General features: G+C 63.0%; 19 protein-coding genes and 1 pseudogene. 8 read left to right on the top strand and 12 right to left on the bottom strand.

Going from position 1 to position 23,547, the window contains the following annotated elements:
- The first annotated feature begins 10 nt into the window (after window positions 1-10).
- Window positions 11-1,228 (top strand): porin, encoded by a 1,218-nt coding sequence (locus tag IGS74_RS16410; protein WP_192387532.1) that lies wholly within the window; start codon window positions 11-13, stop codon window positions 1,226-1,228.
- A gap of 73 nt (window positions 1,229-1,301) precedes the next feature.
- Here the strand turns inward: IGS74_RS16410 and IGS74_RS16415 are convergent, their stop codons facing one another.
- Both IGS74_RS16415 and IGS74_RS16420 read right to left on the bottom strand, forming a co-directional pair.
- Window positions 1,302-1,661: a PRC-barrel domain-containing protein gene (locus IGS74_RS16415; RefSeq protein WP_039191898.1), complete on the bottom strand. Its 360-nt coding sequence runs from the start codon at window positions 1,659-1,661 to the stop codon at window positions 1,302-1,304.
- A gap of 134 nt (window positions 1,662-1,795) precedes the next feature.
- Complete coding sequence (locus IGS74_RS16420; protein WP_156122307.1) at window positions 1,796-2,014, bottom strand: hypothetical protein; 219 nt, start codon at window positions 2,012-2,014, stop codon at window positions 1,796-1,798.
- Between the two features lie 207 nt (window positions 2,015-2,221).
- Between IGS74_RS16420 and IGS74_RS16425 the strand changes: the two genes are divergently transcribed.
- Window positions 2,222-3,172: a Gfo/Idh/MocA family oxidoreductase gene (locus IGS74_RS16425; RefSeq protein WP_192387534.1), complete on the top strand. Its 951-nt coding sequence runs from the start codon at window positions 2,222-2,224 to the stop codon at window positions 3,170-3,172.
- Here IGS74_RS16425 and IGS74_RS16430 read toward each other — a convergent pair.
- Together IGS74_RS16430 and mnmA are read right to left on the bottom strand one after the other, a co-directional pair.
- Entirely contained in the window at window positions 3,169-3,366 is a 198-nt protein-coding gene (locus IGS74_RS16430) for a hypothetical protein (RefSeq protein WP_192387536.1), read from the bottom strand. The genes IGS74_RS16425 and IGS74_RS16430 overlap by 4 nt on opposite strands.
- Before the next feature lie 98 nt (window positions 3,367-3,464).
- Window positions 3,465-4,643 (bottom strand): tRNA 2-thiouridine(34) synthase MnmA, encoded by a 1,179-nt coding sequence (gene mnmA / locus IGS74_RS16435; protein ID WP_192387538.1) that lies wholly within the window; start codon window positions 4,641-4,643, stop codon window positions 3,465-3,467.
- 184 nt (window positions 4,644-4,827) lie between these two features.
- Here mnmA and IGS74_RS16440 point away from each other — a divergent pair, with 184 nt between their 5' ends.
- Complete coding sequence (locus IGS74_RS16440; RefSeq protein WP_039191881.1) at window positions 4,828-5,121, top strand: DUF1153 domain-containing protein; 294 nt, start codon at window positions 4,828-4,830, stop codon at window positions 5,119-5,121.
- 149 nt (window positions 5,122-5,270) lie between these two features.
- On the opposite strand, the gene IGS74_RS16445 is transcribed toward IGS74_RS16440, so the two are convergent.
- The gene (locus tag IGS74_RS16445) at window positions 5,271-6,038 is read right to left on the bottom strand and encodes an outer membrane beta-barrel protein (protein WP_192387540.1); all 768 of its coding nucleotides are present in this window, start codon (window positions 6,036-6,038) and stop codon (window positions 5,271-5,273) included.
- Window positions 6,039-6,288: 250 nt separating this feature from the next.
- Between IGS74_RS16445 and IGS74_RS16450 the strand changes: the two genes are divergently transcribed.
- The gene (locus IGS74_RS16450; protein ID WP_246722610.1) at window positions 6,289-6,840 is read left to right on the top strand and encodes a thermonuclease family protein; all 552 of its coding nucleotides are present in this window, start codon (window positions 6,289-6,291) and stop codon (window positions 6,838-6,840) included.
- Here IGS74_RS16450 and IGS74_RS16455 read toward each other — a convergent pair.
- Window positions 6,827-7,165: a DUF6476 family protein gene (locus tag IGS74_RS16455; protein ID WP_039191875.1), complete on the bottom strand. Its 339-nt coding sequence runs from the start codon at window positions 7,163-7,165 to the stop codon at window positions 6,827-6,829. The genes IGS74_RS16450 and IGS74_RS16455 overlap by 14 nt on opposite strands.
- A gap of 24 nt (window positions 7,166-7,189) precedes the next feature.
- Between IGS74_RS16455 and IGS74_RS16460 the strand changes: the two genes are divergently transcribed.
- Complete coding sequence (locus tag IGS74_RS16460; RefSeq protein ID WP_192387542.1) at window positions 7,190-8,212, top strand: RluA family pseudouridine synthase; 1,023 nt, start codon at window positions 7,190-7,192, stop codon at window positions 8,210-8,212.
- Between the two features lie 211 nt (window positions 8,213-8,423).
- Window positions 8,424-9,341, top strand: a complete 918-nt coding sequence (gene rpoH / locus IGS74_RS16465) for an RNA polymerase sigma factor RpoH (RefSeq protein ID WP_039191871.1) — start codon at window positions 8,424-8,426, stop codon at window positions 9,339-9,341.
- Window positions 9,342-9,408: 67 nt separating this feature from the next.
- Here rpoH and IGS74_RS16470 read toward each other — a convergent pair whose 3' ends face one another.
- Window positions 9,409-9,678, bottom strand: a complete 270-nt coding sequence (locus tag IGS74_RS16470) for a hypothetical protein (RefSeq protein ID WP_192391905.1) — start codon at window positions 9,676-9,678, stop codon at window positions 9,409-9,411.
- Here IGS74_RS16470 and IGS74_RS16475 point away from each other — a divergent pair.
- Window positions 9,646-9,852: pseudogene (locus IGS74_RS16475) on the top strand (sigma factor-like helix-turn-helix DNA-binding protein); the annotation flags it as partial. The gene IGS74_RS16470 and the pseudogene IGS74_RS16475 sit on opposite strands and share 33 nt — an antisense overlap.
- Window positions 9,853-9,919: 67 nt before the next feature.
- Here the strand turns inward: IGS74_RS16475 and IGS74_RS16480 are convergent.
- Window positions 9,920-11,881, bottom strand: coding sequence for an integrin alpha (locus IGS74_RS16480; protein ID WP_192387544.1), 1,962 nt, complete (start codon window positions 11,879-11,881; stop codon window positions 9,920-9,922).
- 132 nt (window positions 11,882-12,013) lie between these two features.
- Between IGS74_RS16480 and IGS74_RS16485 the strand changes: the two genes are divergently transcribed.
- Window positions 12,014-12,178 (top strand): hypothetical protein, encoded by a 165-nt coding sequence (locus tag IGS74_RS16485; protein ID WP_192387546.1) that lies wholly within the window; start codon window positions 12,014-12,016, stop codon window positions 12,176-12,178.
- A gap of 104 nt (window positions 12,179-12,282) precedes the next feature.
- Here IGS74_RS16485 and IGS74_RS16490 read toward each other — a convergent pair whose 3' ends face one another.
- From IGS74_RS16490 to serA, 4 genes are all read right to left on the bottom strand, one after another.
- A complete protein-coding gene (locus IGS74_RS16490; RefSeq protein ID WP_192387548.1) occupies window positions 12,283-18,696 on the bottom strand; it encodes a putative Ig domain-containing protein in 6,414 nt (2,137 codons plus the stop codon).
- A 223-nt stretch (window positions 18,697-18,919) separates the two neighbouring features.
- On the bottom strand, window positions 18,920-20,389 hold the full coding sequence (locus IGS74_RS16495) for a transcriptional regulator (protein WP_192387550.1): 1,470 nt from the start codon (window positions 20,387-20,389) through the stop codon (window positions 18,920-18,922).
- A gap of 44 nt (window positions 20,390-20,433) precedes the next feature.
- A complete protein-coding gene (locus IGS74_RS16500) occupies window positions 20,434-21,726 on the bottom strand; it encodes an adenylosuccinate synthase (RefSeq protein WP_192387552.1) in 1,293 nt (430 codons plus the stop codon).
- Window positions 21,727-21,913: 187 nt separating this feature from the next.
- Window positions 21,914-23,503, bottom strand: coding sequence for a phosphoglycerate dehydrogenase (gene serA / locus IGS74_RS16505; protein ID WP_039191844.1), 1,590 nt, complete (start codon window positions 23,501-23,503; stop codon window positions 21,914-21,916).
- Between the last annotated feature and the right edge of the window lie 44 nt (window positions 23,504-23,547).

Here is a 23,547-nt window from a genome sequence, read left to right on the forward strand (position 1 = left end):
GAGTTCCTCTATGAGTATCAAGGGCCTTCTTCTTGGCTCCGCTGCGGCTCTCGTCGCAGTATCCGGTGCGCGCGCGGCCGACGCGATCGTGGTCGTCGAGCCCGAGCCTGTGGAATATGTTCGCGTCTGCGACGTGTACGGCACGGGCTTCTACTACATCCCGGGTACCGAGACCTGCCTGAAGGCCAGTGGTTATCTTCGTTTCCAGTACAACGTCGCCGGCAGCCCGGTCACGAACTCTGAAGGCGACGACTATCAGGCCCTTTCGGCCGTCCGCGCCCGTATCAACCTCGACGTTCGCGAGGAAACGGACCTTGGCACGCTGCGCGCCTATTTCCGCATCCAGGCGCAGAACAACGGAGCATCGGTCGAGGACGAGTTCGCGATGATTCGCGGCTTCCTGCAGCTCGGCGGTTTCCTCGCCGGCTACCGTGACACGCTCTGGTCGTCCGACGTCGCGGGTATCGAAGATGGCCTGCCCACCGACGACGACCTTCCGGTCGGCGACATCAACACCAACCAGGTGTCCTACACCTTCACCACCGGCGGCTTCGCAGCCACGCTCGGCCTCGAAGACGACGGCACCGGCGACATCGCGCCCGACGTCCATGGCAAGCTGACCTACACGGATGGATGGGGCGGCGTATTCCTGTCGGCCGTCTATGACGAAACCTTCAACCGTGAGGATCTGGGTCGACTGACGTCGTTCTTCCCGCTTGTCCCGACACGCGACATCGACGGCAGCAACGACGCCTTCGCGCTGAAGGCCGGCCTGACCCTGAAGGATGTCCTGACCCAGTCTTCGGTCCTCAAGGTCGACGGTCACTGGGCATCGGACCCGACGAGCTACGCCATCATCAGCGGCTTCACGACGGCCGGCGGACTGATCCCGAGCAACCCGACGCTCGACAACCCGACGCCCGGCTCGTTCCCGCTGGTTCTGGAATGGTCGGTCGGCGCCGGTTATTCGCAGAAGTTCAACAAGCTGACGGCAGGCCTTTCCGGCCGGTACGGCGAGACCTTCGACTACCTCTTCATCGACACCGCCTCGCCGACGGGCTTCAGCTCGTCGTCCGCCGAGTACTGGGCAGTCGTCGGCGATATCGGCTACGACCTGACCAAGAACATGAATGTCCTGGCCGAGGTGAAGTACCAGAACATCGACTTCGGCGGTATCGCCTCCAGCGACCAGACCTCCGGTTTCCTGCGTTTCCAGCGCAACTTCTAGAACGCGCGAGGAGGGCCGCCCAAAGGCGGCCCTCCAAGACCCTGATCATCAGACGGACTTGCCCGCCTGACGGTTAATCGTCATAGGCCGGCAATGCGGCCAGTTCTTCCGGCGTCATGTTCACGGTCAGGACGCCGTTCGTATTCTGGAAGCGCTCCAGCGGCACGATCACGTCCAGGTCGGAATTCTCAAGGTCGATGACCAGCGCCGTCGGGCCGTTCTCAGCGGTCCCGATGACCTCCTCGATATCGCCGATCCGGTTGCCGGCGGCGTCGGTCAGGGCCTGCTTCTCCAGTTCGCCGACGCTGATGTTGAACGCCGGCACGATGACGTTGTCCTCGAGCTCGATGATCCTGACCACCTGCGCCTGGGCACTCGCGCCGAAGGTGAAGGCGGCGAGCGTCGTGGCGAGACCAAGTGTTCGAAATGTCATTTCGGTATTCTCCTGTTTCAGGCTTTCGCGGCACCAACGGGCAACAAGGTTGGCGGTTCCGCGCCTGAACAGGCACCGAAACGTAAAAAGGGGCCTTGCGGCCCCTTGTAAAAAGCAGCCTGGTTTGTCTGACGCTACAGGATGCCAAGCAGCCGCGCCGCGGGTTCCGGCTCGTGCTTCTTGTGCGACCCGCCGACCGCCGGCGCGGAGACATAGGCAGCCACGCTCATCGCCTCGCCCCAGCCTTCATTCCAGGCGGTGAATTCGGGCGTGCCCGGCTCGTAGGCGCATGCCGTGCGCGGCAGCCCGCGCCCATGGTCCTTCTTGCCTTCTTCGAATGCCTTGCCGCTCATCGTCGCCTCCATGCCGTCTGCGCGGGCCACCGGCCCGTACCGACAGGATGGCACAACCGCCGCCAAATACCAGTGCTGTCACACAAGATTCATCTAGAGCAAAAGGCGGTGGAGGCCCTTCGACGGGCGGGGGACGGACGCTGCCGCCTTGCGCCCGCGGCGTCGCGGCGTTACCTCCCCTGCGAGCGAACCGGCAAAGGATGCGACATGACTGTGAAGGCAGCGGTGGTCGGCTGCGGCCAATGGGGCCGCAACCATGTGCGGACACTGGCCGGCATGGGCGCTCTTGCCGCCATCAGCGACAACGATCCCGACCGCGCGGCTGCCCTTTCGGCCGAGCACGGCGTCCCTGCCCTGCCACTCGACGATATTCTGCAGCGGCCCGACATCCAGGCGGTGGTGCTGGCCCTGCCACCGCGCCTCCACGCCGAGATCGGGCAGAAAATCCTGTCGGCCGGCAAGGACGTGCTGATCGAGAAGCCGATCGCCCTGGCTCCCGCGGACGCGGAAGCCAGCGTCGCGTTGGCCGAAAAGGGCGGACGGGTGTTGATGGTCGGGCACGTCCTGCGCTTCCACCCCGTCTTCGAGGAATTGGTCCGCCAGGTGGAAGCCGGACGCATCGGAACGCTGCGCCATATCGTGGCCACGCGTCTCGGGCTTGGCCGCTTTCTCGGGATGGATGCCGTCTGGGACCTTGCCCCGCACGACCTGTCGCTGGTGATCGCGCTTGCCGGCACGTACGACGTCGAAATGCAGACGCTGCGCCAGACCGTCCTGTCCGATGAAACGGATGTTGCCGATCTTCGACTTGCCTTCGGCAACGGCGTAACGGCAGAGATTCACGTATCGCGCATATCCCCGTTCCGGGACCGGCGTCTCAGCGCCATCGGCACGGATGGCATGCTGACCTTCGACGATCTGCAGCCGGATGGGCAGAAGCTGGCGTTCTGGGGGCATCGTGTCTGGCGGGAAGCAGGCGGTTTTTCCTTTACCCAGGCCGAACCCGAATTTCTGCCGACGCCGGCCGGCCTGCCGCTGGACGCGGAACTGCGCCATTTCCTGCACTGCGTCGAAACGCGGCAGGCCCCGCGCACCGGCCCGCAGGAAGCGGCCCTGGTGGTGCGCCTTCTCGAGCAGGCTTCGCCGCGTCAGGGCTAAAGCGCCGCCGCCATTTCCGTCGGCGTTTCCAATGCCGTCTCGACCCGCTCGGTAGCGGCTATCACGCCGCCGCCCAGAACCTTGGCGCCGGCGCCATCTCCCTTGTAGAAGAAGGCGGTTTTTCCTTTACCCAGGCCGAACCCGAATTTCTGCCGACGCCGGCCGGCCTGCCGCTGGACGCGGAACTGCGCCATTTCCTGCAATGCGTCGAAACTCGGCAGGCCCCGCGCACGGGCCCGCAGGAAGCGGCCCTGGTGGTGCGCCTTCTCGAGCAGGCTTCGCCGCGTCGGGGCTAAAGCGCCGCCGCCATTTCCGTCGGTGTTTCCAATGCCGTCTCGACCCGTTCGGTAGCGGCTATCACGCCGCCGCCCAGAACCTTGGCGCCGGCGCCATCTCCCTCGTAGAAGACACAGGCCTGGCCGGGTGAGACGCCCTCCTCGCCAGCCAGCAGCTCGACGCGGATGTGGCCATCCACGAGCGTCAGCCGTGCCGGTGCGGGCGGCCGCGCCGACCGCACCTTCACCATCAGTCCATCGATTCCGCTTGCTGCGGTTTCCTCGATGCTCCGGTCTCCCAGCCAGTTGACGTCGCGCAGGCGGAGATGGCGCGTCTGGAGGGCGCTCCGCGGTCCTACGGTGACGATCTTGCGGCGTGCATCGATGGAGACGACATAGAGCGGCTCTCCGGTCGCGACGCCGATGCCCTTGCGCTGCCCTACCGTGAAGCCGACGACGCCGTCATGACGGCCGAGGACGCGGCCATCCAGATGGCGGATATCGCCCGGCTCCCCCGCATTGGGGCGAAGCTTCTGGATGACATCGGTATACCGGCCGTTGGCGACAAAGCAGATATCCTGGCTGTCCGGCTTGCTTGCGACACCCAGACCGTGCGCCTCCGCTATTGCGCGTGTTTCCGGCTTGGTCAGTCGTCCGAGGGGAAAACGCAGGAAGTCCACCTGCTCCTGCGTCGTCGCATACAGGAAGTAGCTCTGGTCGCGATTCAGATCGACGGGACGATACAGGCTGCGATGCGCGCCGTTGGCCCGGCTTTCGATGTAGTGGCCCGTCGCCAGGACGTCCGCGCCGAGGTCGCGCGCGGTGGCGAGCAGATCCTTGAACTTGACGGTCTGGTTGCAGGCGACGCAGGGGATGGGCGTCTCGCCGGCCATGTAGCTTTCGGCGAAGGGATTGATGACCTGCTCGCGGAACTTGTCCTCGTAATCCAGCACGTAATGCGGGATGCCGAGGATCTCGGCGGTGCGTCGCGCATCGTGGATGTCCTGCCCCGCGCAGCATGCCCCGGCGCGGCGCGCCGAGGCGCCGCCATCATACAGTTGCAGCGTGATGCCGATGACCTCGTAGCCTTCCGCCTTCATGATGGCGGCGACGACGGACGAATCCACGCCGCCCGACATGGCGACGACGACGCGGGTTTCCGACGGCGGCTTTGAAAGGTCGAGACTGTTCGGCATGGCGTGGTTCGAATTCAGGTTCCTGTCTTCTCGGCCGACATATAGGCCATTGCGCCGCGAAATGCGAACGCAGCATCCGGTTAAGACAGGTTAGCGATTTGTTACGAGTGGGTTAGCGAAATTTTTAAAGGCAGTGGTCTAGCTTGATCCGGCGATTGGGTCCTTGCAATGTGTAGAGAGTACAATGACCGATCAGGTTAGACCGAGAGTGAAATACGTCATCGGGCCGGATGGCAGCCCGCTGACGGTGGCGGACCTGCCGCCGTCCAATACGCGCCGCTGGGTCATCCGGCGGAAGGCTGAGGTGGTTGCCGCCGTGCGCGGCGGGCTGCTGAGCCTGGACGAGGCATGTTCAAAATATACCCTGACGGTCGAGGAGTTCCTCTCCTGGCAGGCATCCATCGACAGGCATGGGCTCGCCGGGCTGCGCACGACGCAGCTCCAGGAGTACCGCAAGAAGGTCGAACTCCGGCATTAGGCGTCCCTAGACGCCTGGAGCGAATCGATAAGGCGCCATCTTCGGGTGGCGCCTTTTTTTATTGTCCGCCGGCCGGCCGACAATAAAAAAGGGCCCCCGGTTTCCCGGGAGCCCTTCCTGATCGAGAGCCGTTGCCGGCCCTGCCGATCTTAGTTGAAGCGGAAGGAAGCCTTCGCCCAAACGGTGTGGAAGTCGAGATCCGTGCTGGACGACGTCGACAGGACATCCGTCGCGCCACCGCCAGCCGGCGTATAGGCGACGTCGAGCTTCGAATCGCCGAGGTCGGTGTAGAGGTACTCGACACCCAGCGAGAAGTTCTGCGTCACCAGATAGTCGACGCCGGCGCCGACCGAGTAACCCACGTCGTCCGTGTCTTCCGACACCGAGACGTTGTAGGCCGTGCCGCCGATGGTGGTGACCGTATCGCCGAGGTAGCTGTTCTTGGTATCGCCATAGGCGAGACCGCCCGTGGCATACACGGCAAAGCGGTCGGCCGCATAGCCGAGCTTGGCGCGGACGGTGCCGACATAGTCGATCTTCTGCTCGGCGCCGTAGATGGTGGTGCCGCCGAACGTGTAGTCGGAAGAAGACGTCGCGTCGATGTAGCTGAGGTCAGCCACGGCGCCGACCAGGAAGTTGCCGACCTGGTAGTCGTAACCGATGTGACCACCGCCGATGAAGCCCGACTGGCCGTCATCACTGCCACCGGTGAAGCCGGAGCTGTCCGACGAGAACAGGCCCGAGTCACGGTTGAACGCGACACCGGCCTGGCCACCGACGTAGAAGCCGGTCCAGGTGAAGGCCGGCTCGTAGGCGACGACCGGGGCGGGCGCGACCGGCTCTTCGTAGATGACGTCCGCGGCCATGGCGGGCGTGACGAAGGCTACGGAGCCGAGAAGAAGTGCAAAACGGTTCATGAGAAACCCCTCAATACTCTGCATTACCGCCGAACCATGAGCTTGGGAGCTGCTTGGGTTCGGTTGACGCGTCAGTTGCGTGACGTCGATATGGATGCCGCTTGGGGCCGAACAATGGCCTAATTCAGGATAGTCCCCGACTGTCGCAAATCGGCCACAGACGCCATCAGGAGGCGATAAGTCACTCGCTGAATCAGCGGTTTGAAGGCACAATCGGTAGCTGCATCTACTAAGATTCGGACAACCGCGAGTGCCAGACCTTCGCCATATTCTCCTCTGTTTCGCCGCGCTCGTCATCGGCGCGACGGCCAATCCTGCCGAGTCGGCCAGCGGCGGCATCCATGCCGGGCGGGTCGAGATCGTCGATGGCGATACGTTGATCCTTGCGGGCACGGCGGCGCGTATCCGCCTTTACGGCATCGATGCACCCGAGGGCCGGCAACGATGCAGGGATGCCGGCGGCGCTCCCTATCTGTGCGGCGCACGGTCGGCCGAGCATCTCCATCGTCTCGTCGGTCGCAATGGCCGCCTCTCCTGCGTTGAAATGGACAGGGACCGGTACGGCCGGATCGTTGCCGAATGCTTCCGGCCGGACGGCGTCAGCGTCAATGCCGCGATGGTGGCCGACGGCTGGGCCGTGGAATATGCGCGCTACAGTGACGGCCGCTACGGCCGCGCCGAACGTGAGGCCCGTCGTGCGGGCCGCGGACTTTGGGGTGGGCATTTCACGCCCCCGGCGGAGTGGCGACGCGGCACGCGCCTTCCCGCCGAGGCGAACGCCGGCGGGCTCAAGGGCGGTTGAGCGGATATCGGTTCACGATGGAGCCGTCGCGCCGATCGAAAAGGATGATCTCCTCCCCTTCCGGCATGAAGACGCGGACGAGGATCGTATCCCCGGACAGCGACGTTTCGGCCACCTCGGAGCCGGCGGGCAAGGCCAGCGCGATTTCGGCGCCATGCTCCGGACCGGCCGAATCGCCGGTTCGGTAGACAACAGCGGCCAAGACGGCCATAACCCCGACGAACATGATGCCGATGGAGACCGCCAGAAGGCGCACCATCTTGCGGCGCAGCCGTTCCGTGGCTGGGTCGATCACGCCTTCGGCTTCCGTGTTCGCGTCCGTCATATTCCTCAATCGCACTTTCGGTCCATGGCTATTTCGCACCTGAGTACAGAAGAAGAAGAGGTCGAGGCAACCCGCTTCGACGTCCCGGCGGAAGCCGTCGGCAAACGTCTGGACCAGTTCCTCGCGGAAGCGATGGGCGATGACGTCTCGCGCAACCGGGTGCAATGGATCATCGCGGGCGGCGGCGTGACCCTTGCCGACGGACAAGCCGTGGGCCAGGCCCGCCGCAAGGTCGCGGCGGGCGAAAGCTTCTTCGTCATACTGCCGGAGCCTGCGGATGCCGATCCACAGCCGGAGGCGATCCCGCTGAACGTCCTTTACGAAGACGAGGCCGTCATCGTGATCGACAAGCCGGCCGGCATGGTGGTCCACCCCGCGGCCGGCAACTGGTCCGGGACGTTGGTCAACGCGTTGCTGCATCACTGCCGCGACAGCCTGTCCGGTGTCGGCGGCGTACGGCGACCCGGCATCGTCCATCGTCTGGACAAGGATACGTCGGGCGTGATGGTGGTTGCCAAGTCGGACGTTGCGCACACATCCCTTGCCGCGCAGTTTGCCGCCCATGGCCGTGACGGCCGCATGGAAAGGCGCTACCGGGCGCTCGTCTGGGGCGTGCCCTACCGCCGCGACGGCACTGTCGACGCGCCTCTGGGCCGCTCCGCGACCGACCGTATCAAGCGGGCGGTGGTACAGGCCAGCCGTTCGGATGCGCGGCACGCCGTCACGCATTATCATGTCGAGGACATCTTCGGCGACGACGCCGCCCTGGTGGAATGCCGGCTTGAAACAGGGCGCACCCACCAGATCCGCGTCCACATGGCGCATATCGGCCATCCCCTGCTTGGCGACCCGCTCTACGGCCTCGGGTTTCGCAGCAAGGCGGAGCGGCTCAAAGAGCCTGTCCGCACGATGGCCCTGTCGTTTTCGCGGCAGGCGTTGCATGCCGGGTTTCTTGCTTTCGAGCATCCCGTCACCGCCCGGCCGATGCAATTTGAGTCCCCCCTCCCGGACGATATTCGGGAACTCGTCGCCGCATTGCGGCGTTGAAGCCGTGCGAATGTGACATCCTCTAGTCGCGGCTGTTTCCGTCGATAGGGTGAGCGGCTTTCGGTGAACGGTGCGTTTCACGCGGCCGTATTAGTCGCTGCCGTGCATTCGCCTCGAAGAATACCCATATTACTCTGGAGCTGCCCCGGCTGACTGGCGGGCGGCCCGTACGGTTGGCCTCGATGGCGACCGTCATATCGGAGGGCTATCCATGGCAAATGCCAATTTACCCAGTATCGCTTCCGGCGAAGGCGGCCTGTCCCGCTACCTGGAGGAAATCCGTCGCTTTCCCATGCTCGAGCCGCAGGAAGAGTACATGCTCGCCAAGCGCTACGCGGAGCATGACGATCGCAATGCGGCCCACAAGCTGGTGACGAGCCATCTGCGTCTGGTAGCCAAGATCGCAATGGGATACCGCGGCTACGGGCTGCCGATCGGCGAGGTCGTGTCGGAAGGAAATGTCGGCCTGATGCAGGCGGTCAAGCGCTTCGACGCGGATCGTGGCTTCCGGCTGGCGACCTACGCCATGTGGTGGATCAAGGCCTCCATACAGGAGTATATTCTGCGGTCGTGGAGCCTCGTGAAGATGGGCACCACGGCCAACCAGAAGCGGCTGTTCTTCAACCTGCGCAAGATGAAAAGCCGCATCCAGGCTTTGGACGAAGGCGACCTGCGGCCCGATCAGGTAAACCAGATCGCCACGCAACTCGGTGTCAGCGAAGAGGAAGTCGTCTCGATGAACCGGCGTCTTTCGGGCGACGCCTCCCTGAATGCCCCGATCCGGGCAACCGAGGGTGAGTCCGGCGAATGGCAGGATTGGCTCGTGGACCAGAGCGAGAGCCAGGAAGAGGTTCTGGTGCGCGAAGACGAGCTGGACCAGCGGCGCGCCATGCTGGAAAGCGCCATGGACGGGCTGAACGATCGGGAAAAGCGCATTTTCCAGGCTCGTCGCCTTTCGGAAGATCCGCTGACGCTGGAAGCCCTTTCGGACGAGTTCGACATCAGCCGCGAACGCGTTCGCCAGATTGAGGTCCGGGCTTTCGAGAAGGTCCAGAAGGCCGTTCGCGAAAACGCCGAGGCCGCTGAGCGCGCTTTGCGTGCCCCCGAGCGGGAGCGCATCTCCGCCTGACGGCAGAACGGAATTCCGTTTCATGAGAAACCCCCGCGGCCTGGGCCGCGGGGGTTCTTTTTTGGCCTTAGACGGGCAACACCGTCAGCGTTTGCAGCACATAAACCGTTCCGAGCGCGGTGTTGTGGTTCCACGCATCGTAGGTGCCCCCGGCGTAGTCGACCGTTCCGGACTTGGTCCAGCTGGTAAGGCCCCCCAACTGCACCGTATCGCCCGCATCGCCGGTCACCATGAGCTGGTGGCGTCCAGTGGTGGCGAACAGGTTGGCCTCGCTCATGTCCAGGACATCGTTGAGCGACAGCTTCAGCGTGTTGTTGCCGGTGCCCGTCAGGTCCACGCGTTCGACGCTCGTGATCTGGAAGCCCTGTCGGACGAGTTCGACATCAGCCGCGAACGCGTTCGCCAGATCGAGGTCCGGGCCTTCGAGAAGGTCCAGAAGGCCGTTCGCGAGAACGCCGAGGCCGCCGAGCGCGCTTTGCGTGCCCCCGAGCGGGAGCGCATCTCCGCCTGACGGCAGAACGGAATTCCGCCTTATGAGAAAACCCCCGCGGCCTGGGCCGCGGGGGTTCTTTTTTGCCTTACACCGGCATCACCGTCAGCGTTTGCAGCACATACACCGTGCCGAGCGCGGTGTTGTGGTTCCACGCGTCATAGGTGCCCCCGGCGTAGTCGACCGTTCCGGACTTCGTCCAGCTGGTAAGGCCCCCCAACTGCACCGTATCGCCCGCATCGCCGGTCACCATGAGCTGGTGGCGTCCAGTGGTGGCGAACAGGTTCGCCTCGCTCATGTCCAGGACATCGTTGAGCGACAGCTTCAGCGTGTTGTTGCCGGTGCCCGTCAGGTCCACGCGTTCGACGCTCGTGATGCGGCTGGAACCGTTGGGCAGCGAGGCCGACGCATTGCTGACCTGGGTCAGGTCGAGGGTCAGCCCCGCCCCGTCGAGCGTCAACGTATCGACACCGCTGCCCCCGCCGATCGTGGCGAGTTGTCCCAGATTTCCTCCGGCGCCGTACTTGGCCGTAAGAGCCGAGATCATTGCGCCATTGATGTGGATGACGTCGTTGCCGGCGCCGGCATAGGCGATGCTGCCCGCCGCGCTGAGCGTGACGACGTCGTCGCCCGCTCCGGCGACGATCGTCATCGCCGCGCCGCCATCCCCAAGTGCGTTGGCAGAGGCGTCTCCGAGAACATCGACGGATGTCCCGCCCATCGCGCCATCGGTCCGTCCGAGGATGAGATAGGCGCGTCCGGCGTTGGTGGCGGTGGTGGCGTTGTTCCAGGCACCGACCAGCAGGTCGCCCAGTCCATCGCCATTCACATCGCCTGCGTTGGAGACGTCGAACGAGAACTGGTCGCCCGTACGCTCACCGGTGATGGCGAAGCCGCCGGAATTGCGCGCGATATCCGTCAACTGGACGGTGGCTGTTCCGGACTTTCCGTACACCACGTAGGCACGGCCTGCATTCGATCCGCTGAAGTCGTTGTAGCGGGCGCCCACCAGGATGTCGGACAGTCCGTCACCATTGACATCGCCGGCGGCCGAAACGCTGACGCCCTGCGGCCAGCCTGCGGCATCGCCCTCGATCGTCATGCCGGCCGTACCGAGGCCGGATAGCTGGAGCGGCGTATTGCCACTTCTTCCGAAGATGACATGCACGCGCCCTGCAGAACCGGATCCCGGCACTGCCACGGCAATGTCGGAAAGGCCGTTGACGTCGGTGTCGCCGGCGGCGACCACATACTTGAACCGCAGCGTCGTGCCGGTAGAGGACGCGGCATCGTAATCGGCGAACTTCGTTTGTCCACCAACGTTGATCGCCAGCCTTGGCGTGCCGCCAGCCGTGCTTACGGTGACGGCACTTTTCATCGCGACGTCGAAAACGACAGTATCGCCGGCGTTAGCGATGCCGTTGGTCAGGCCCGAGCTCTGACCGCCACTGAAGGTGACGGATGAAACGTCGGAGAGGAAAGGCGTCGTTGTCGTGGAATCGAAACCGGTTACGGCGTCGATGGAGACATCCAGGTTCGTTCGAAGCGCTGCGTTGACGTTTTGGGTCAGCACGGCACCATCGGCGAATACGAGCTTGTCTCGCGTCAACGCGGAAACACCATTGCCGACTGTGACGGTTTCAGTACGACCGCCGATACTCCTCGTAAATTGAATGCTGCCGGAGACCACGGTTGTGCTCTTTGCGTATTCCGACCAGTTCCCGGTGAAATAGATGATGTCTTCGCCACCAAGCAAACTGCGCGCATCTACAATCGAGCCAGCCTTGACGTAGACCTTATCGACGGCGTTCGTGCCGGTATAGACGCTCTTCTGGCCAGCCTCGCCGATCGCAAATGTCGCACCGGACCCGTCTGTTCCGCTTCCCCCAGCCGCAACGGAATAGACACTGTCGGCGCTGGTTTGCGTGACGACGTTGAGGTTCGTCAGGGCGACATCATATCCCGCAACAGCCGACATCGCGGCGTTGATGTCGGCCCGGAGCGCCGAGTTGGCGTTCTGGGTCAGGACGGAACCGTCGGAGAAGATCAACTTGTCGCGCGTCTGACCGCTGACGCCGTTGCCGACGGCTACCCGTTCGGTAAGGCCGCTGACGGAATCTGTATATGTAAACAGAATACCGCCCGGAACCGCTGAAACACTTTTTGTATAGTCGGACCAAGCGTGCGTAAAGATGATGACATCTTCGCCGCCGGCAAGGTTTCTCGCATCGAGGCTTACCCCCGGCGCTGTATAGACAGCATTGCTTGCCGACGAGCCCGTCACCACGATCTCTTCGCCAACCAGATCGAATTCTCGACCTGGCGTGCGCAGGTCGAGAAGATCTGAGGCGGTTCCGCGAATAGAATACTTAATAACAATAGACATAATTCACCTTGCGCACGCTGAAATCGTAGTATTTCATAATTATTTATCGACTGATGTTAGATCCATCAGCCCATCGTAAACATATCCCGGATCGTCGGGATGTAGTCCACCAGCCAGTTGGGGGTGGCACCGCCTTGGAAATCGGCCTGCAGAGCAGTCTCGAGAACAATGTCGATACTGGCCTTGTCGCTTTGCGATGTGCCCGCAAAACCACCAGAGAACGGCCACAAAGACGTCCCATCGCCACCTGTGAAGATGTTATCGTCAAATTGTGCGAGTGCGTCTGGGAGATTGAACTTATCGTCCAGATAGAAAGTATCCCGCAAGCCGAAGTTCTCGATTCGGATAAATCCGTCTTCGAGCACATAACTAATAAGTTCCGGATCCTTATCCGAGAGCACAAAAGCGTAGTTGTCGGGCAGCGCATTGAACGTCTGCGGAGTTCCGTTTGCCACGTCGTCATTGGCGGGATTTGTCATGTCTAGCCACTTCTGCGTAGCGACCAGGGCGCCAGTGGTATTGTCGACCTTCTGTGCGAGAACGCCACCGCTGCCCTGGTTCCAGACGCCTGGCGTCACCGTGGAAAAAGTCGTTGAGAATGCCGTATTGGCGACGCCGGATGTCGCACCGGTCAAGGCGCCGGCCGATACTTCCAGCCGGTAGTTGGAAGACAGGTCAAGATCGAAGGTCGGGTCGATGACAAGCAGGACGTGTCCATTGACATGCTGGATACTGACCCCGGGGAGTGAACTTGTCAGGGAGAAAATCTGCGTATGGTTCTCGTTCTCACCCTGATAGCCCGAGCCGGCCGGACCGGAGCCGCCCAGATCGGTGATCGTGATCGTGCCGGAGCCGCTGAAAACGACGTCCTGATCCAGAGTGAGGACCAGATTGCTGCGCACGTCGAAGTTCGTGATGCCCGAGAAGGCTGCACTCAGCGTCGGCGCGGACTGAAGGTTCAGGGAGAACGTGTCAGCCACCGTCAGCGAGCCGTCCGACGCAGTGACCTTTATGTCGATGGCACCGGAAGCACCGCCAATGGACGTTGAATGGAACACGCCGGTTGACGAGTTGAATGTCAGCCAGGCCGGCAGCGGCGATCCGTCGACCAGCGTCGCCGAATAGTGGAATGTCGTTGCGTTATCCGGATCGGCGAACGTGTTGGCTGGAATGGTGAAATCGAAGGCCTGACCGATAACGGCGGTCTGGTCCAGAAGCGCGTTGGCAACAACGGGGGCCTCGTTCACATTCGTCAGATGAACGATGATGTTCTGCGTTGAATGGTTGCCGGCAGCATCGGTTGCATTGACCGTGATCGTGTAATTGCCGTCCGTGTCGGCATCGCCCGGATTTTCGAAGTTTTGAGGTGAGACGAACCGCAGCGTGCCGTTGCTCGTCAGACTAAAGAGTGCACCGTCGCCGGAGAGGGGGTTGAGTATCCAGGTAACGTCGTGCGAATCCGTAGCCGCCAGCACGCCGACGACGGTGCCGTTTTCAGCTGCGTCAAGGCTGGTCGTCGTGATCACGGGCGCCGTGTTGTCCAGATCATAGGCCCCGGTCGCACTCGATGAGCCGACCCAATTCTGGTGACTGATATTCCCCGTAACCGCGCCGGATATGGTGGAAATTGAGAATTGTGCCCCATTCACGGTGCCCGGCGCCGTGCCTGTGAAGTACAATCTGTCGGTATCGCTTCCGGTGTCATAACTTGCCGTGACGGCCACACCGTTGATCATAAAGGTGATCTGAGGAGTTCCGGTAACGGTCACCGCTTCCGTGAACACGACTTCAAACGTCAGAGGGTCGCCGCCTCTGCCAACATTGATATCGCCGTCGGCATCGTAGACGGTGAAACTCGAAATCGTCGGCGCGGATACAACGGCGAGGTTGAAGGTCTGCGAGGCGGACAGGCCACCCCGATCGGTCGCCGTGACCGTATAGGAAGCAGAGGCTGAAGCCACTGTCGGAGTGCCGGAGATGACGCCGGTCTGCGCGTCGAGCTGGAGACCCGCAGGCAGCGTTCCGGATGTGATCGAATAGGTCAGAATGTCCTGATGATCGACATCGGTAAAGTAATCCGCCAGCGCGAGGGTCCAACTGTTTTGGTTCGTGACGGCCGTTTGCGCGCTGAGGGTGCCTGTGGCGTCCGGAGCCTCGTTCACATTCGTCAGTTGGACGGAGATGGTCCGCGTCGAGCTGTTGCCGACAGCATCGGTTGCGGTCACATCAAGCAAATATTCGCGGTTTGCGTTCGCATCCGCTGGGGCCTCGAAGTTTTGTGGAGAATTGAACGCCAACGCACCCTGGCTCGTCAGATTGAAAAGCGCGCCATCCCCAGCCCCTGAGTTAAGCGTCCATGTGACGTTATGGGCGTCCGTTGCAGTCAGTTGCGCGACGACGGTGCCGTTTTCAGCTGCGTCAAGGCTGGTCGTCGTGATCACGGGCGCCGTGTTGTCCAGATCATAGGCCCCGGTCGCATTCGATGAGCCGACCCAATTCTGGTGACTGATATTCCCCGTAACCGCGCCGGATACGGTGGAAATCGAGAATTGTGCCCCATTCACGGTGCCCGGCGCCGTGCCTGTGAAGTACAATCTGTCGGTATCGCTTCCGGTGTCATAACTTGCCGTGACGGCCACACCGTTGATCATAAAGGTGATCTGAGGAGTTCCGGTAACGGTCACGGCTTCCGTGAACACGACTTCAAACGTCAGAGGGTCGCCGCCTCTGCCAACATTGATATCGCCGTCGGCATCGTAGACGGTGAAACTCGAAATCGTCGGCGCGGATACAACGGCGAGGTTGAAGGTCTGCGAGGCGGACAGGCCACCCCGATCGGTCGCCGTGACCGTATAGGGAGCGGAGGCTGAAGCCACTGTCGGCGTGCCGGAGATGACGCCGGTCTGCGCGTCGAGCTGGAGACCCGCAGGCAGCGTTCCGGACGTGATCGAATAGGTCAGAATGTCCTGATGATCGACATCGGTAAAGTAATCCGCCAGCGCGAGGGTCCAGCCGCTCTGGTTCGTAACCGCAGTTTGCGCTTGAATCGGGCTCAAGGTGGTAAATGTGGGCGCGTCGTTCATGTCATTGATGCCGACCGTGACCGTCTGCACGGAAGAATTTCCGAGCGCGTCACTGGCCGTAACCTGCACCGTATAGGAGCTCTTAGCTTCGAAGTTCGGATTGGCGACGAAGGTCAACGTGCCATCGGAAGTGAGCGTAAACGCACTGGCATCGGCTCCGGAAAGGCCGCCCCAGGTGACGGGGCCATGAGCATCCGTTGCAGTCAGCACAATGCTGGCGAGTGGCGCATTGCTCACCGTGACTTCGTTCACCGGATAGGAGGCATGGACGGTAGGCGGGGTCCTGTCGACCGTGAAGCCGAGCGAGCCGCCATCAGCGCCCAAAGCACCCCCGACGACCTCGATACGGGCATATACAGAGTGCGTGCCATCGGTCAGGGAGACTGTCGGAGAGAAACTCCACGCGTTTCCATTGACAGAAGCCTCGCCCAGACGGGTCTGCCCATCGTAAATTACAACAGACATACCTGCGACGAGTACGCCCTCGATGGTACCCGATATCGTTGGCACGGAATCATCGGTAGCACCATCGTTGCTGACCGGGCCGGTCTCTGTGCCCGCGTGATCGGTCACCGCCGGTTGCGCGGAGGCGTGGGCGATCGCATCGATCTGGTCTGGACGCAGCCCCTCTACTTGCGACATCGTCATCGCCAACAATTGTGCGCTTGTCATCTCATGCAGTTGCGCCGGGGAGAGAGCCGCGATCTGTTGTGAACTCAGGTGCGAAACGGTCGCTGTTGGAAGGCCCGCGATCTCGGACGCCCTTATCGCAGCGATCACTGGTACGCTAAGCGCAGATATCTCCTGGTCGGAAATGGTTGCCAGTTGCGACGCCAAGAGACCGACCGCTTGCACCGCGGTGATTGCCTGAAGGTGCGTCAGCGTGAATTCCGAGAACTGCGAGACATCGAGCGATGCCATCTGATCCGCTGTCATGTGCGCGACGGCACCGTCGGAAATGTGGGATATCAGTGACGAGGAAAAATGATCCAGCTGCGTCACCGAGAGGCTCGCGAAGGCCAACGGATTCAGGGCAGCAACCTGGCCAGCCGTAAACTGTTGAATCTGCGAGCCTTGGAAGCCAGGCAGCTGCGCAGCGGTGAGCGCAGCGAACTGACCGGTCGTCATTTGTAGGATCTGGGCATCCGTAATCGATCCGATCGCCGACACGGAAATATGTGAGATGATGGACGGAGCGATCGCGGCGAATGCGGTCGGCTGCAGTTCGACGATCATGTCGGACGTAAGGACCGCAACCTGCGCGGCGCTCAGGCCGCCGACCTGCCCCGCCGACAGGGAGTTGAGCTCACTGTCGGAGAGGGTCGCGAACTGAGCGACGGGGATACGCCCCATTTGCGTATCAGCGACGGCACCCACCTCACTGACGTCGAAAACGAGCGCATCGCCCACGCTATAGACCGGCCCGCCCGGAATGACGGCCTTGACGGTCAGGGTATGGCGACCGGCAGACATCGCAACTGCAGGCGTCAGGCTCCAGGACGTTCCATCCGCGGATATCGTCGCCTGACCCAGATCGACGTCACCCTCGTAGATATGGAGCGTGACACCGGCGGCGATCTTGGAACGGATCTGGCCGCTGAAGGTCGGCATGTCCCTGATCGATATGGCCAGTTGGGGGATCGTGACGTAGGAGGTGTCACTGTCGGAATAGGTCGACCAGAACTGCAGCCTGCTGAGGGCGGCAATCTGGGCATCGCTGAATAGCGATGTGTTGAGTGCGGCGAGCGCGGACGGCGACATGACCGAAAGCTGGTCCGCCGTGAAGGCCGCCGCCTGCGTTGCGTTCAGCGCGCGAACGGTATCGGCGGACAGGGCCGCGACCTGCGAGAGGGAGACCTGCGCGATCTGGCCGACCGTGCTTTGAGAAAGTGTCTGCGTCGCCTGGGTGGCATTCGAAACGGCCGACGCGATCGCCGCGTCCGTCCTAGCCAGGCCAGCAAGCAACTGGCCGGATGCATCGGCAACCGTCACGCCGGCGATCCTTAGCGCCACTATCCGGTCCGTATCACCGGAGGCAACCGCGGATGCGACCTTGGCGAGATAGTCACCACCGGAATACAGCTTATCCAGACCGGACAGGGCGGCAAGGGCAATGCCCACTGCGTTGGCACTGGTATTCGGCGTACCGTCCTGGTTGATGACGGCGATCGCCGGCTGGGTCGCGTCCCCATCGAGACCAAAGGCTCTGGCCACCTTAAGGTTGGCGGCATTCACCTGGGCCGCGGTCAGATTGCTTGCCGTGACCGACGAGTGCCCGTCGTCTCCCGAAGACAAACCGAGTTCGCGAACAGCCAGCTCGGAGATCGGGTTGACCGAGATCCTGATCGTCTGGACACCGGAAGAGGAGACGAACATGGTTCGCAGGTCGCCGACAAGGTCCTTCTGGGTGCCTGTCGCCTCGTCCGCATAATCGGTGCCGGCATCCCTGTCGATGACGCGCGCAAGAACGGGGCCAATATAGCTACCCGAATAGCTGAGCACGAATGTCCCATCCGAAGCCACGGCCACAGGCCCGGCAAGGACCGCCCCGTCCGCGCGGTAGAGGGTGACCGACAGGCCGTTTCCGCTGACGACCGGACCCGCCACGACCGAACCATAAACCGTCACGGTCTGGTCCACCGGAGTCGGCAGGGGCGTCGGGGCGGGCGCCGAGCCTCCCGAGCCACCGCCGCCTGCCGCGACTGCGACGATACCGCCGACCGCGGCGAGCAGGCCAAGAGGAAGAGCTGGCCCATGGGACATGAGTCCCGCAATCCCCGAGTCGGTCGCCGAATGCGTTTCGACGGCGTGCGCCGCCTGCGCCGGTTCGCTGCCGAAATAATGACCATAGCTTTCCACGAGTTCGGCGACCGCGCCGGATCCGCCCAGCGAGTAGACGAGACGCGCATCGCCGCCACCGATGGAATGACCCTGCGTCGCGGTTCCAAGAACGGTCCAGCCGCCGGTATTGCTCGGCAGCTCCAGCCCGCACAAGCCTTCGTCGCAGACGGAATAGAATTTATCGAAGACGATGTGCGTATTCTTGCCGAGCATCACGATGAGGTCGGAGTCCGCCTTGCCGTCGGCCCGGACCACGGCGGCTTCGGAAATATCCTCGATGATCTTGTCGCCGCCGACGAGCTTGCGCTCCATGATCCGGTAGCGACGGCCAGCTATCGGCTTGACCGTCCTCGCCCCGCCTGCCGCAACATCGATACTGTCGACACCGTCGAAGACGACATATCCCAGGACGCGAACCGCGTTCGTCGGAGCAGCGCCATCAACGCGATTCGCGCCCGCGACGGAGCCGTCCATCGTTGAAGTTGAACCACTTTCTCCGACCGAGGTTCCACCACTGGTTCTTTTGGAATTAGCCATCTTCAACTCGCGATCCATAAGTTACACATCATCGTAATCATAAGCAGATATACAATTGTTTTTCAACCTAGTACATATTTTTGATATCATATGTATCTATTGAAAATGTTGAGTGTGTGTTCGCGCGCCAGAAGGCTGGACGTGCGAAAACGGGCCCGCCGACGCGCCTCGGTTCGAAGCGCGTCAGCGGGCCCGTGGCCGCTCATCTATTCTGAAATCAATGCAGGGACTTAGGCGGTCCTCAGGTCCGCGCGTCCCAGGCCGCGAGGGCGTCACGGAAGGCTGCTTCGCCGTCCGCTCCCTTTTCGATGGACAGGAGCGCCCGCTGCCCCGTCTCGTAGGCGAGCGGCACGTCGATCCACTTTTCGTTCGCCATCAGCGACAGGTTGTCCTGAACCGCCTGCTGCAGGTCGTTCAGCGCGATCCAGAAGAATCCGTCCGATATCTTGCCTGCGACACCGATCAGCGGGCGCCCGCGATCCTGCTCGGTCGGCTTGAACGCCAGACGCTGGACGTTGGCGATCTCACCCCCGGGAAAGTTCTCAGGCACGTCGAACATCATTTCGATGACATGACTGGCCGGCAGGGTCGCGTCGGCGTTGCGACGGATCGTCATCGTCATGGTGACGCCGGAGTCCGGAATCTGGACGATCGCGCGAACCGCAGGCTCCGGCGGCTGCCCATCGGCGGGCGCCTCCTCGACGACGCTCCAGCGAACATTGCCCTGATGCTGCGCACCAGGCGTATCGTTGAACCGCTCTTCGTAGAACACGGCCACTTCGGCGCCGTCGGGAACGTCAGACCCTGCGGCGGGCGCCGGTTGCCCAGGTGGGCTCGCCGATGGCGCGGCAGCGGGCGTCGCTTCGGAAGCCGGGGCCACATCGGTGCCTTCATCGAAGGCATTGGCCGTCGATGTACCTGGGCCCGGATCGGTCTCTGTGCCGTCGGGCATCAGGCGTTGCGTATACTCGCGCGCTCCGGGCTCCTGCGTGACGGCGGCCGGCGGCGCCTCGGCGGCGCCCTCGCTCGGTGGCGTCGCCTCGGGCGGCGTCTGAGCCACCGATGCGTCGGGCGCCTCTCCGCTGTCCGTCCCCTCGATGGGCTGCTCCGCCGTCTGGACAGGCTCCCCGCCCCGTGGCAGCAGCCCACCGAACTCGTAGCCGGAAATATAGGCGGCGCCCGCACCACCGGCGATCAGCAGCAGGGCGACACCGGTGTAGAGGCCCGCGCGCGACTTCTTCTCGGGCACCGAGGCCCGGCGCGCGCTCGAATATCGCGGCGCGGCCATGTCCGGAGCGGGGATGGCCGTATCCTGCCCGTCCCTGTCCGGTTTTTGATCCGCAAGCCGGGAGTCGCCAGTGGATGGAGAGGATGGTCCAATTTCACCGACGGATTCCGCGGTGTGACCCGCCGGCGCGGCCGGCGTCATCGGCTCGGCCGCATAGGGCTCGGACGCCGGTTCCGGATCGTCGCCCCCGGCTATGTCGGGTTCGGCCTCCAAAGCGGCGTAATGCGCCTCGGTGCGCCGGATCGCATCTTCAAGTGAGTCGCGCCTGGCCTGCGCCGCCTCCTCGCCAAGCGGGGGATTGGCGGCGGCGATCTGCCTGTCGATCGCCGAGCGTGCCTTGTCGTAGACTTTGGCACGCAGCTGCGGGCTCGAGCCGGGCAGACCATCGATGGTCTTTCGAAGAACGGCGCTCAAATCCGCCATGGCAATGAGGTACTCTCAGCTCGAATGGGCAATCGTGCTGGAACTTAGTCCTGAAAAGGATCGCGAACAAGTATCGTGTCGTCACGCTCGGGCGAGGTCGACAGAAGCGTGACGGGCGCCCCCACGAGTTCCTCGATCTCGCGGACATACTTGACAGCCTGCGCCGGCAGATCGCTCCAGGAGCGCGCGCCAGCGGTGGTGTCCCGCCAACCCTCGAAGCTGCGATAAATTGGTTTGACGCGCTGCTGTGCCGCGAGACTGGCAGGGAAATAGTCGATCTGGTGACCGTCCAGTTCGTAGCCGACGGCGATCTTGATCTCGTCCAGGCCGTCCAGAACGTCGAGCTTGGTCAGGGCCAGGCCGTGAATGCCGTTGATGGCCACCGCCTGCCGAACCAGCACCGCATCGAACCAGCCGCAGCGGCGCTTGCGCCCCGTCACCGTACCGAACTCGTGCCCGCGCTCACCGAGAAACTGACCGACCTCGTTATCCTGTTCGGTCGGGAAAGGCCCTTCTCCCACGCGGGTCGTGTAGGCCTTGGTGATGCCGAGCACGAAACCCGCGGCCGAGGGACCGAGGCCCGAACCGGCGGCCGCCTGCCCGGCAACGGTGTTGGACGATGTGACGAAGGGATAGGTCCCGTGGTCGATATCCAGGAGGGTCCCCTGCGCGCCCTCGAACAGGATGCGGTCCCCTGCCTTGCGGCGCGCATCGAGAAGCCGCCAGACGCGATCCATGTAGGGCGTGATCTCGGCCGCGACCGAGGTCAGCTCATCCAGAATGGCGGATGCCTGGATTTCCGGCTCGCCCAGACCGCGCCGTAGCGGGTTGTGGTGCGCAAGCAGACGCTCGATGCGCTCCGGCAGGGCATCGATCTCGGCCAGGTCCATCACGCGGATGGCGCGTCGACCGACCTTGTCCTCGTAGGCAGGGCCGATGCCGCGCTTGGTGGTGCCGATCTTGGTGCCGCCGGCCGCGTTCTCGCGGATGGCGTCCAGTTCGCGGTGAAGGGACAGGATCAAGGCGGCATTGTCGGCGATACGCAGCGTCTGCGGCGTGATGCTCAGCCCCTGCCCTTCCAGACGTTTCTTTTCCGCGACGAAGGCGTGCGGATCGAAGACGACGCCGTTGCCGATGATGGACAGCTTGCCGCCTCGTGCGACACCGGAGGGAAGCAGCGACAACTTGTAGCTGACGCCGTCGACGACAAGCGTATGCCCGGCATTATGGCCGCCCTGGAAACGCACAACGACGTCGGCCCGCTCCGAGAGCCAGTCGACGATCTTGCCTTTTCCTTCGTCTCCCCATTGGGAGCCGACGACAACACAATTGCCCATAAATTCTCCTGCGGGGGCGAGAGCCCCTTTCGATCCCGTCGCTGCCCAAGGTTGATTGACCCCGCCGACAGCGGGTCAGGCGCTGCCCGGCGACAGCCCCCAAGCAAACGCGCGCGACTATAGAGAAACCCGGCCGGCGATGCGAGAGCCGACGGCCGGGTTTCCGCTTCAAATACGACGAGCCGCCTCAGACGTCGAAGGTCAGCAGCTTTGCCTGCCCGATCGCCTTCAGCGCCCGCACCTCGTCGAGGAATTCTTCGCTCAGCGGCCCATCGAGATACAGGAGTGCGATGGCGTTTCCGCCCTCGTGATCGCGGCCGAGATGGAAGTTGGCGATATTGATTCCCTTCCGGCCGAAGGTCATACCGAGTTCGCCGATGACGCCCGGAATATCCTTGTTGGCTGTATAAAGCATGTGGCTGCCGACATCGGCCTCCATGTTGATGCCCTTGATCTGGATGAAACGCGGCTTGCCATCCGAGAAGCAGGTTCCAGCGACCGACCGGCTCTGCTTCTCGGTCCTGACCGTCAGCTGAACGTAACCGTCGAAGACGCCGCTCTTGTCGCGCCGCACTTCGGAAACGGCGATGCCGCGCTCCTTGGCCATCAGCGGCGCAGACACCATGTTGACGCTCTGCATCTGGGGCTTGAGAAGGCCCGCAAGCGTCGCCGCGACCAGCGCCCTCGTGTTCATGCCCGCCGGCGCGCCGTCGAACAGGATCTCGACTTCCTTGATGGGCTCTTCGGTCAGCTGCCCCGCGAAGCTGCCCAGGATTTCGGCCAGCTTGACGTAGGGCGTGAGGATCGGGGCTTCCTCGGCGCTGATGGACGGCATGTTCAGGGCATTGGACACCGCGCCCTGGACCAGATAGTCGGCCATCTGCTCGGCAACCTGCAGCGCGACGTTTTCCTGCGCCTCGGATGTCGAAGCTCCGAGATGCGGCGTGCAAACGACGTTATCGAGGCCGAAGAGCGGCGAAGCCGTTGCAGGTTCCGTCTCGAAGACGTCGACGCCCGCGCCGGCCACCTTGCCCGAGCGGATGGCGTCGGCAAGGTCCTTTTCGACCACCAGCCCGCCACGGGCGCAGTTGATGATGCGGACGCCGTCCTTCATCATCGCGATGGCGGCGGCATCGATGATGTTTCGCGTCCGGTCGGTCAACGGCGTATGCAGGGTGATGAAATCCGCTCGCCGGAACAGCTCTTCCAGTTCCACTTTCTCGATCCCCAGAGTTGCGGCGCGCTCGGGGGAAAGGAAGGGGTCGAATGCGACGACGCGCATCTTCAGCCCCACCCCGCGTGACGCGACGATGGCGCCGATATTGCCGCAGCCGATGATGCCCAGCGTCTTGCCGGTGATTTCCACGCCCATGAAGCGGTTCTTTTCCCACTTGCCGGCCTGGGTGGAGGCATCGGCCGCGGGAATCTGGCGCGCCACCGCGAACATCAGCGCGATGGCATGCTCTGCGGTCGTGATCGAATTGCCGAACGGCGTATTCATCACGATGATGCCCTTGCGGCTTGCGGCCGGTATGTCGACATTATCGACACCGATGCCGGCGCGCCCGACGACCTTGAGCTTCGTTGCGGCCTCGATGACCTTCTCGGTCACCTTGGTGGCGGACCGTATGGCGAGGCCGTCATACTGACCGATGACTTCGAGAAGCTTGTCCTTGTCCTTGCCCAGATCGGGCAGGTAGTCCACCTCGACGCCGCGATCCTTGAAGATCTGGACGGCGGTCGTGGACAGTTTGTCGGAAACGAGAACACGGGCCATGACAATACCTTGGGCTGCGGGCGGCGCAACGCGCCTGCCCGGAA

It is taken from the genome of Aureimonas sp. OT7 (assembly GCF_014844055.1).
Taxonomy (GTDB): domain Bacteria; phylum Pseudomonadota; class Alphaproteobacteria; order Rhizobiales; family Rhizobiaceae; genus Aureimonas; species Aureimonas altamirensis_A.